Origin of the sequence: Sutterella parvirubra YIT 11816 (assembly GCF_000250875.1) — a bacterium.
In the GTDB taxonomy this organism is placed as follows: Bacteria; Pseudomonadota; Gammaproteobacteria; order Burkholderiales; family Burkholderiaceae_F; genus Sutterella; species Sutterella parvirubra.
In genome coordinates this window covers 1-10,574 of the sequence record NZ_JH604967.1, presented here as the reverse complement: position 1 = coordinate 10,574, position 10,574 = coordinate 1, and the positions used below count along the sequence as shown (strand labels likewise).

At 67.0% G+C, this 10,574-nt stretch carries 8 protein-coding genes; 1 reads left to right on the top strand and 7 read right to left on the bottom strand.

What is annotated here, in order from left to right; genetic code table 11:
• The first annotated feature begins 268 nt into the window (after positions 1 to 268).
• Entirely contained in the window at positions 269 to 724 is a 456-nt protein-coding gene (locus HMPREF9440_RS10620) for a hypothetical protein (protein WP_008542373.1), read from the top strand.
• 338 nt (positions 725 to 1,062) lie between these two features.
• On the opposite strand, the gene purF is transcribed toward HMPREF9440_RS10620, so the two are convergent.
• The 7 genes from purF to HMPREF9440_RS05720 form a co-directional block, all read right to left on the bottom strand.
• Positions 1,063 to 2,580 (bottom strand): amidophosphoribosyltransferase, encoded by a 1,518-nt coding sequence (gene purF, locus HMPREF9440_RS05750; protein ID WP_008542369.1) that lies wholly within the window; start codon positions 2,578 to 2,580, stop codon positions 1,063 to 1,065.
• Positions 2,581 to 2,680: 100 nt separating this feature from the next.
• Positions 2,681 to 3,229, bottom strand: a complete 549-nt coding sequence (locus tag HMPREF9440_RS05745; RefSeq protein ID WP_008542368.1) for a CvpA family protein — start codon at positions 3,227 to 3,229, stop codon at positions 2,681 to 2,683.
• A gap of 167 nt (positions 3,230 to 3,396) precedes the next feature.
• Positions 3,397 to 4,806, bottom strand: a complete 1,410-nt coding sequence (locus HMPREF9440_RS05740) for an SPOR domain-containing protein (RefSeq protein ID WP_008542367.1) — start codon at positions 4,804 to 4,806, stop codon at positions 3,397 to 3,399.
• A 35-nt stretch (positions 4,807 to 4,841) separates the two neighbouring features.
• Positions 4,842 to 6,155, bottom strand: a complete 1,314-nt coding sequence (locus tag HMPREF9440_RS05735) for a bifunctional folylpolyglutamate synthase/dihydrofolate synthase (RefSeq protein ID WP_008542366.1) — start codon at positions 6,153 to 6,155, stop codon at positions 4,842 to 4,844.
• Between the two features lie 203 nt (positions 6,156 to 6,358).
• Positions 6,359 to 7,231 carry an acetyl-CoA carboxylase, carboxyltransferase subunit beta gene (accD, locus tag HMPREF9440_RS05730; RefSeq protein WP_008542364.1) on the bottom strand — a complete coding sequence of 291 codons (873 nt, stop codon included), beginning with the start codon at positions 7,229 to 7,231 and terminating at the stop codon, positions 6,359 to 6,361.
• A 236-nt stretch (positions 7,232 to 7,467) separates the two neighbouring features.
• Positions 7,468 to 8,268 (bottom strand): tRNA pseudouridine(38-40) synthase TruA, encoded by an 801-nt coding sequence (truA, locus tag HMPREF9440_RS05725; RefSeq protein ID WP_008542363.1) that lies wholly within the window; start codon positions 8,266 to 8,268, stop codon positions 7,468 to 7,470.
• Positions 8,265 to 10,490, bottom strand: a complete 2,226-nt coding sequence (locus tag HMPREF9440_RS05720) for a FimV/HubP-related protein (RefSeq protein ID WP_040764007.1) — start codon at positions 10,488 to 10,490, stop codon at positions 8,265 to 8,267. Before HMPREF9440_RS05720 ends, truA begins: the two co-directional genes overlap by 4 nt.
• Positions 10,491 to 10,574: the final 84 nt, after the last annotated feature.

Genomic DNA, 10,574 nt, shown 5'->3' with positions numbered 1-10,574 from the left:
GAAACCGGACGCCCGGAGCGCCCGCGGGCGCTCCGGTTGCCGGTACCGCACAGGAACGATCTTTCGCGGCATGCGCGCCCGGAGACGCCTCAGCACAACAAAAACCCGGTACTCGTGAAAGGCCCGTGAAAAATCAACACATTTTTCGGATCCACCTCGAAAAAACCCGGGTTTTCCGGGCAGGTGGCGGATATAAACTAAGTACTATCGCCTAACTTTGAAAAACCGGCCCTTCGGGGCCTCCATCGAACACAGAGGAAGAGGCCGTATGCTTCGCACCGTCACCCTTACGATTCTCGCCGCGGCGCTTGCGGCCACGGCGCTTCCCGCCCAGAGCGAGACCACGTACCGCCGTGAAGTCGAGCGCTCGCACAGCGTCGAGCGCTGGAGCGACAAGAGCGCGAGCGTGCGCATCGTCCCGCCCGCGCCCCTGGCCGTGCGCCACCATCACCGTCACCGCGCCTGGGATTCGGACGACAACTATTGGGCCGTGCCGCTCGCGATCGGGGGCGCCTGGCTCGGCTACCAGGCCCTCAAAGACCGCGACCGCGAACCCCAGGTGATCGAACACCGCTACGTCCCGGCCGAGCCCCAGACCCACATCTGGTACTGGTGCGAGAGCGAGCAGGCCTACTACCCGAGCGTGAAGGCCTGCCCCTTCGGCTGGACCGAAGTGCCGAGCCAAAGCGCCACGACGCCGCCCGCGCCGCCTGCGGCGCAGTGATGCGCGGCAGGGTCGAGAAGCGCTCGACCGGCCTCAAACCCGGACATGTTGAGGGCCGCATCCCATGAGGACGCGGCCCTCGTTGCGTTCACGGCATCCCTGCCGAAAGGATGAGACCCTGCTCCGGCCCGATCCGACGCCTCAGTACCAGTCGTGCTTCTCGTCGCGGTTCAAGCCCGCGATCGCGGCCATGTCCGCTTCCGTCAGGGCAAAGCCGAAGAGATCCAAATTCTCGCGGACGTGTTCCGGATTCGCCGACCTCTCATGAAAAACGCGCCGAACCTCCCGGTCCGGCGCGCCTTCTTCTCAATTCAGGAACGGGATCCGTCCGTCAACGCTCAGAGCGTCGTCGCCTGCGGCTCGTCCTCGTCGTCCTCACGCTTCGCGGGGGCGGGCGCCTTGCGGGCCGCGTCCAAGCGCGCGAGATACTCTTCCGTCACGTCGTTCGCGACGTAGACGCCGTCGAAGCACGAGCAGTCGAAGGCCGGAATGGCGGGGTTCATGTCGTGGAGCGCCCCCTTCAAGCCTTCCAGCGTCTGGTAGACGACGGCGTCGGCGCCCAGGATTTCCGCCACTTCCTTTTCGTCCTTGCCGTCGCCGCAGAGGAGTTCGCTCTTCGTCGGCATGTCGATCCCGTAGACGTTCGGGTACATGACGCGCGGGGCGGAGGACGCCACGAACACCTTCTTCGCGCCAGACTCACGCGTCATGCGGATGATTTCGCGCATGGTCGTGCCGCGCACGATGGAGTCGTCGACCAAGAGGATGTTCTTGCCTTCAAACTCCACCGGCATGGCGTTGAGCTTCTGGCGGACGCTCTTCTTCCTCACGGCCTGCCCCGGCATGATGAAGGTGCGGCCGACGTAGCGGTTCTTGATGAAGCCTTCGCGGTAGGGAAGGCCCAGTTCCTGCGCCAACTGCTGCGCGCAGGGGCGCGAGCTGTCCGGAATCGGCATGACGACGTCGATCTCGCTCAGATCCAGCTTCTCGCGGATCGTCTTCGCGAGGTATTCGCCGAGCTTCAAACGGGCGCCGTAGACGTTGATGCCGTCGATCGTGGAGTCCGGACGCGCGAAGTAGACGTACTCAAAGGCGCACGGATTGAGTTGGGCGTCCTCCGCGCACTGGCGCGCTTCGAAGTTCCCCTTCATGTCGATCCAGATCGCTTCGCCCGGCGCCACGTCGCGTTCGACCGAGAAGCCCGTCCCGATCATCGTGAGGGATTCGGAAGAGACCATGTACTCGGTCTTGCCGGTCGCGTCCGTCGCCTTCCCGAAGCAGAGCGGGCGGATGCCGTGCGGGTCGCGGAAGGCGAGAAGGCCCTTCCCGGCGATCAACGCCACGACGGCGTAGGAGCCCTTCACGCGCTTGTGCACCTGGCGGACCGCTTCGAAGACGCCGTCCGCGTCGAGCTTTTTGGTCAAGGTCACGCGGGAGATTTCGGTCGCGAGCACGTTCAGAAGGACTTCCGAGTCGCTCGTCGTGTTGATGTGGCGGCGGTCCGTCTCATAGAGCTCCTGCGCGAGCGCTTCGGCGTTCGTGAGGTTGCCGTTGTGCGCGAACACGATCCCGAAGGGGGCGTTCACGTAGAAGGGCTGCGACTCCTGGTTCGAGCTCGCGCACCCCTGCGTCGGGTAGCGAACCTGGCCCACGCCCATCGTGCCAGTCAAGTCGCGCATGTTGCGCGTGCGGAAGACGTCGCGCACGAGGCCCATCGCCTTGTACATGTGGAAGGACAGCCCGTCCAGCGTCGCGATGCCCGCCGCATCCTGACCACGGTGCTGCAGGAGCAGAAGCGCGTCGTAGAGACGTTGGTTGACCGGTTCACCGGACATGATGGCAACAATACCGCACATGATGTCGAATACCTCGTGGTTCCCTTGAATGTCTAGGGGTTGTAAAGAGAAATCTGTAGTTAAAGCCAAATAAAAAGGCCGCAGAATCTGCGGCCTTCCGTCATAGGTTGATTTTGTCGATCACGCTCCGTGCGGCGTCCTCCAGGGGACCGGGCTTCGCGTCGGAGCGCATTTCCGCGATCGACGAGGGGAGGAACGGGAGCGACCAGTTGATCACGATCTCCGCCGGGGCGATCAGGATCGACTGACGCCACATCTTGGAGGTCTGGACGCTCTCCAGCATCCCCGCCAGAAACACCACGCCGCAGACGACCACGACGCCGCGCACGAGCCCGAAGACGGCGCCCAGGGCGCGGTCCTCAAAGGAAATCTCGGCGGCTTCGAGGAGCTTTCGGAGAATCACGCCCAGGAGCCCGATCCCGAAAAGCACGATCACGACGATCAGCACCGCCGCGATGATGACGCGCGGGATGTACCCGATCGATTCGAGCGGAATCAGGTCCGCGGCTTCGCCCGCAAAGGAGAGTGCGGCCATCACGCCCAACACCCAGCCCGCGATCGAGAGGGTCTCGCGCACGACGCCCCGCATGGTGCCAACGATCGTTGAAAGCACCAGAAGCGCGGCGATGATCCAGTCGATTTCCGTCATGTGAACTTGAAAGATGGGGCAGTGCCGTCGGCGGGGACCGGCGGTCGGGGGATGGAAAGTGCGGGCATTCTAACAAATGCCCGCACCATGGGAGAAAAGGAATTGTGAGGATCGTCCTCACGCGAAGAGATCGGAAGGAGGGGCGGACGGCCGCCCCCTCCCGGAGGTCACTGCTTCGCGACGTAGGGCTTGCTGCCGATGCCGTTCAGAACCAGGTTCCCCACGACGCCTTCGGCGTCCTTCTTCGTCTTGTAGAGGCCGACGCGCACGCGCCAGAGGGTCGCGGCGCCCTTTTCCACCGGCACGCGGTAGGCGGGGAGCCCCAGGTCGACGATTTTCTTCACGGCGGCTTCCGCCTGACGCTCCGAACTCGTCGCCATCACCTGCACGTACCAGCCTTCGCCCGCGGGCGGGGTGATGCCGGCGGTCTTGGTGGGCTTGACGGCGGGCTTGGCGTCCGCCTTCGGCGCCTCCTTCTTCGCGTCCGCCGCCTTCGCATCGGGCTTCTTCGCGTCGGCGGGCTTCGGTTCAGGCTTGGCGGCGGGCGCCGCTTCCGTCTTCGGCGACTTGGCCTGCGAGGAACCGCGCGCTTCCTGGGCGAGGTTAGCCTTCGCGACGGATTCGCCGCCCTTGCCGAGGTCGGACGGCGTCACCATCGTGTCGCCCTCGGCCTTCGGGGCCGCGGGGGCGTTCAAGGGCAACTCCGTCGTCACCGCTTCGCCCGAGGCGGGCGGCACCGGCGGGACTTCGGTCGAGATCGGGGGCGCCTCGCGGTTGACCGGATCGTCCATGATGAAGGGGGCCGCAACCACCAACGCCGCCATCAGGACGGCGGCGCCGACCAGACGGTTCTTCGTGCGGCGGCGGGCGATCAGTTCCTCTTCCGAGGGACCCTTCGGCGCGGCGGCGCCGACGGGGAAGCCCCGCATGCGCTCGGACCTTTCCGCGCGCTCGGCGCGTTCGGCGCGTTCGGCGCGTTCAGCCGACGCGGCCGCACGGGCGCGCTCACGCGGGACGGGTTTCGTCACGGCTTCGGGCTGTTCGGGTTCGGAACGCACGGGCGCGGCAGACGGAACGGGCGGCACCACGATGGGTTCGGGTGCGCCGACCGAGGGGGCGGCAGGAGCCGCAGAAGCGGAACCTTCCGTCGGCGCTTCGGGTTCGGGGCGGACCTCCACCGGCACGAAGGCGGGGGCGGAGGACTGCGGAGCGGGCTGAGCCGGTTGAGCCGGTTGAGAGGGCTCTGCGGATTCCACGGGCCTGCCGCTCTCGTCCGCAGGCGGCACCTCTTCAAAGGGCGCCGCACCGATCCCGTAAGGATCAAAGGGCGGCGGCGCGGAAGGGGCGCCCGTGGATGGCGCCGAGGGCTGAGCCGCGGGAGCCGCCGGGGCGGACGGCGCGTCGGCCGCCGCTGCGGCCTGATCGTCCGGGTGGATTTCCCCCGTTTCGGGGTCGACCCTCACCCAGGGCGCGGCCTCGTCGCCCAACCGGGGCTCAACGCGCTGCGAGCCCTCGTCCACGGCGTCCTCAACCTCACGGTCGAGGGGCTTTTTCTTGAATCGGTCCAGGAACGACATGCCGCACCTCCGGCGGTTTTGTGAGGTCTTTCGGTTCAGCGGCGGATGCCTTCCGCCGCGAGAAGCTCAAGCGCCGCGGAAACCGTGACGAAGGAGCCGAACACCGTGATTCTAACAGGGCGGCCTGGGTTTTCCCTGCGGCTCGCCCGCGCCAAGGCCCGAGCGCCCGAAAGGGCCGACGCGACGTCCTCATTCGAATGGATCTTGTCTGAAGGCACCCCCGCCTTCGCGAGGTCGTCGTCAAGCTCCTGCGCGACCGCCGCGCGCGGGCCCGTCAGCGTCGCCGTGAACCACGCGTCGAACGTGTCTTTGAGCTTCTCCGTCACGCTCACGATGTCCTTGTCGTGGAGCATCCCGCAGACCGCGATCTCCATCGAGCCGGGTTCACGGGTCTTTTCGATGTTGTCCGCCAAGACGTCCGCCGCCTGGGGGTTGTGCCCGACGTCGAGAACGGTGGGGCACGGGTCCGTCGTCACGAGTTCGAACCGCGCGGTGACGCGCACGGTGCGCAGGCCCTCGGCAATCTGTTCGGGCGTGACGGGGAGGCGCTTCATCATCGAGGCGACGACCGCCAACACCCCCGCGGCGTTCCGGTACTGGTTCGCGCCGCGAAGGGCCGGGGCGGGAAGATGCTTCCACTCCACGCCGCGCACGCGCATGTCGAACGTTCCGTCGGCGTGCACCGTCGGCGCGAAGGCGACGGGGGTCGTCATCAGGTCCGCGCCGATCTCGCGGGCGTACGCCGCGAGCTTCGCGGGCACGTCCGGATCGGCGCAGACGGCGGGACAGCCCGGACGGTAGACGTGGGCCTTCTCCCAGGCGATGACTTCGCGGTCGGGGCCGAGAAAGGCCACGTGGTCGACGCCGACGGCGCAGACGATCGCGGCGTCGGAGTCGATGGTGTTGATGGCGTCCAAGCGGCCGCCCAGACCGATCTCCAGAATCACGACGTCGGGGTTGGCTTCCTGGAAGAGCTTCAGGATCCCGAGCGCGGTGTACTCGAAGTAGGAGAGCGACATGCCGCCGCGGGCTTCTTCCACCTGACGGAAGGCGGCGACCAAGGCCTCGTCCGAGACTTCCTTTCCGTCCACCACCGCGCGCTCGTTGAAGCGGAGCAGGTGCGGGGACGTGTGCATCGCGGTCTTGTACCCGGCCGCGCGCCAAACGGACTCGAGCATCGCGCAGGTCGAGCCCTTCCCGTTCGTGCCGGCGACGGTGACGACCGGGCAGCTGAAGCGGATCCCCATGCGGTCGACCATCTCCCGCATGCGTTCCAACCCGAGGTCGATCGGTTTGGCGTGAAGCGCTTCGATGTGTGCGAGCCATGCGTTGAGCGTGTCGGCGTCCATGGTTGTGTCTTCTCTGTCGTCTCAAAAATGGAAACGGCCCGCCGGGAGAATCCTCTGGCGGGCTCGTCGGTTTCGTGAATTGTAGTCGTCGGCAGCGCTTTGGGCGGCGGGCGGGAATTCCTGAAGTTTTCAAAAGTTGTCGGAATTTCGCAGGCTTTTGACGCCCGCGGGAGGCCGAGGCCTCCGCCATCAACCCTTTCCGATCAGATCCCGCTCACCGGGGTCTTCTTCTGGAGAAGCTGCGTCAAGACCGAAATCGTCGCGCGCATGTCGCGGCGGTCGACGATCATGTCGATCTGGCCCTTCTGAAGGAGAAGTTCCGAACGCTGGAACCCTTCGGGGAGCTTTTCGCGCACGGTCTGCTCGATGACGCGCGGGCCCGCAAAGCCGATGAGGGCCTTGGGCTCGGCAATGACGACGTCGCCGAGGAACGCGAAGGACGCCGAGACGCCCCCCATCGTGGGGTCGGTCAGCACCGAGATGAAGGGAAGTTCGGCGCGCGCCAGGCGCGCCACCGCGGCCGAGGTCTTCGTCATCTGCATGAGGGAAACGAGCCCCTCCTGCATGCGCGCGCCCCCGGACGCGCTGAAGACGACGAAGGGCGCGCCGCGGCGCACGGCTTCGTCGACGCCGCGGGAGAAGCGTTCACCGACGACGCTCCCCATCGAGCCCGCCATGAAGCGGAATTCAAAGGCGGCGGCGACGATGGGTTCGCGGCGGAGCGTCCCCGACATCACGACCAAGGCGTCCGTTTCGCCGGACGCTGCAACGGCCTGCTCCAGGCGCTTCGGATAGGGCTTGCTGTCCACGAACCCGAGCGGGTCCACCGCGCGCACGTCGGACGCGATCTCGATCGCGCTCTCGGGGTCCAAGAAGGCGAGCAGACGACGGCGGGCGCCGATGCGGTGGTGGTAGCCGCACTTCGGGCACACCATGAGGGAGCGCTCGAGCTCATCGGTGTAGAGCGCCTGTTCGCAACCGGGGCACTTCGTCCAGACCCCTTCGGGGATGGGACTCGCCTTGCGGTTGTCGTCCTCACGCTTGATCTTCGGGAGAATGTGATTGAGCCAGCTCATGGTGTTTCGGGGATGTGTTGTGAATCCCACGGATTATAAGTCGCCGATCCGCGGCGAAACGCCCGCCAAATGCGCCGAACGCGCCGGAAACATCCCCTCTGATGGTTCGGGTTGACGGATGAGGCGGAGGGGATGCCCCGCCGACACTCACTCGTCGAAAGGCACGGAGCAGGCGCGGATGCGGAAAGGCCGCGGGAACGTTCGTCTTCCGCGGCCCTCTCCAACATGTCGGCGCTTCATTCTTCGGCCCAGCCGAAGGGGCTCTCGCCCTTCTCGGGGATGTCGATCCCCGGATAGCCGACGCCCGTCAGGTAGAGCCCCGAGGGCGAGAAGGTCGGCGCGGCGACGGCGCGGGACTTCGCGTCCAGCACCTCCTTCACCCAACCGGGTTCTTCGCGGCCCGAGCCCACGTAGATCAAGGTCCCGACGATGTTCCGCACCATGTGCTGCAGAAAGGCGTTCGCGCGGATCCGCACGCCGACCAACCGCCCCATCCGGACGATCTCGAGCTTCTCGACGGTGCGCACGGGCGAAGCCGCCTGGCACTCCGCCGCGCGGAAGCTCGTGAAGTCGTGCTCGCCCAGAAGGTGCGCGGCACCCGCCCGCATCCGCTCGACGTCGAGCGGCCGGAAGTACCACCCCGTGCGGCCGTGCATGACGGGGCTTCGCACGGGGTCGTTCAGGATCCAGTACTCGTACGTGCGCGAGCGCGCCGTGAAGCGCGCGTGGAAGTCGTCCGGCACCGGGCGCATCCAGCGCACGGCGACGGATTTCGGGAGAAAGGTGTTTATCGCGCGCACCCAGCTCTCGGGCGAGCGCACCTTGTCGGTCTGAAAGCTCACCACCTGGTGGGTCGCATGAACGCCCGCGTCCGTGCGTCCCGCACAGATCGTGGGGACGGGCACGGTGAGGAAGCGCTCGATCGCTTCCTCAAGCGTATCCTGCACGGTCGGGACGTCGGGCTGCGTCTGCCACCCGTTGAAGGCCGTCCCGTCGTATTCGATCCCGAGCGCAACCGTCCGCAGAGGCGCGCTCATCGCTTCTCGTCCGCGGATTCGATGCGCGCCATCAGGAATTCGGCGCGGCGGCGCTGGGGTTCGAGCCCGTGACGGATCACTTCCGTGAGGAGTTCCTTCGCTTCAGGAAGCGCCCCGAGACCGATGAAGGATTCGGCGAGTTTGAGCTGCGCTTCCATCGATTCCGACAAAGCCTGTTCCTTGGGGCTGCGCTTTTCTTCCGGGGCTTCCGGCACTTCCGGCGCGGCGGGTTCCGCGGGCTTCGCTTCGGGCTGAACGGCGGAAGCAGGAGCCGCAGCCGGGTTCATCGGCTGGCGCACCGGGCGCATCGTCGCCGACACCTTGAAGAGCGGCACGGCTTCGCCGTTCGAACCCGGCATCGCGGGCTTGGCGGGCTTCGGAGCCGGTTCCGCCGCGAGCGTGCTCGCCGAAGGCTTTTCCGTGAGGTCGAGCGCGGAGACCGCCGAAGCGGCTTCGTTCAAACGCGCTTCGTCCAACGCCGACACCGGCATGGCCGGGGCCTTCGCGATCGCGTCCATCCCTTCGTCGGGGACGAGCCAGGGCTGCTTTTCGTAGAGATCCTGGGGGGCGTCGGCCTTCTCAGCCTTGGCGGCTTCAGTGCTCTTTTCGGCTTCGGCCTTCATCGCCTCTTCGCGCTGCGCGGCCTGGTAGGCCATCGCGCCCGCGCCCATGGCGCCCCCCGTCGTGCCGTTCTTGACGGCTTCGTCGACGGTGGCCTTCAAGGCGGTGATCTGCGCGTCGCTCGTCTTCGGGACGTCGCGCGAGAGCTTGACGACGGCGGGACCCTTCTTCTCCGTCCCACAGCCGCCTTCAGAATCCTTCGGTTCATCCTTCCTGCGGCGCAGAATGAGGAAGAGCCCCAACACCGCGGCGATGACCGCGATGACCGCAAGCCAGGCGGCGTCGAAACCCTTCTTTTCGGGTTCGGCCGCGGGTTCCGTCTGAGCGGCGGATTCGGTCTTGGCGTCGGCAGCGGCCTCGCCGCCCGCACCCGTTTCGGGCGCCGCGCCCGTGTCGGGCACGTCGGAGCCGGTCGCGACGATCGAACCCGCGTCGAGCGTTTCTTCGTCCTGGGCGTCGCCCGCGGGGGCGGCGGCCCCTTCAGTCGTTGCAGTCGTGTCGGCGCCGACGGAGGCTTCCGCAGGAAGCGTCGTCGGGACGGCCATCTGCTCGACCGCCCCCGTGGTCGTCTCACCCGCGGTCTCGTCCGTACGCTGGGCGGCGTCCGCCTTCGTGGGCGCGGCCGCAAGGAGCGCCGCACCGGCGGCCGCAGCCGCGTCGGGACCGCGGCCCGCGTCGCGTTCGGCCTGCTGAACCTTGGCGACTTCCGCCGCGAAGGCGCGCGAGCGCTTCTGCGCTTCAATGAGCTGCGCGGTGACGGGCGGGACGGCTTCGTTCCCGCGGATCTTGCGGAAGGCTTCTTCCGGGTCGATCGAGAAGACTTCGTCCGCCGTGGGCGGGACGAGCTCCGCGCCCACCGTGAGGCTCGAAGCGTCCCCGGACGGGAACGCCTGCGCGTTCTTCTCCATGAAGGCGACCAGCGTCTGCTCCATCGTCGCCCCGGCGTAGCCCGGGTGATAGAGCTTAGCGATCGACCAGAGCGTCATGTCGCGGCCGACCTTGAAGGGCTTTGACGCGTCGAACCCGTGCTCGGCCACGTATTCCTGCACGACAAGAGGCGCCCAGCGGCCCTGACGGCGGCGGGGCTTCTGCTCGGCCTTCGCTTCCTTGGCGTCGGCCGTCTTCGCCTCTTCGGCCTCGGCTTTGGCGTCCGCGGCGTCGACTTCGGAGGCCGGTCTCACGGTCGTACGTTCCGCCACGGGCGTCACGCGGAAGACGCCGTCGACGGCGCTGATTTCGTACTGACGGACGGTGACGGCGCCGCCGGCGTTCAATTCAATCAGGAGCGGGAAGGTGCCGTCAAGCTTTTCATCCCCCACCACGCGAACCGAGACGCCCGAGGTGGCGCGGTCCTTCGTGATCCTCAGATCCTGGGCCTGTTCGGGCCACTGCACGCCTTCGCGGAGGTACGTGGCGGGCGGCGCCACGCGCACCAAGAGGGGCGAGACCGTCATGTCGACGTCGTCGATCATGAGCACCGCGTCGAGCGGTTCCCCGGGACGGCTCTCCACCGTCAGGTCGCCGAGCGAAACGGCCGAAGCCGAAAGAGGAATCAGGGCCGACGCGAGGGCGGCGGCGAGCGTGCTGCGGGAAATCGTCATTGAAAAGCCCCAAACGGGCGCGGCGGTCTTTGAGAAGCTCCGTACGCCCGCGCGGTCTCCTTGTGTCACAGGTTTGAGCATGAT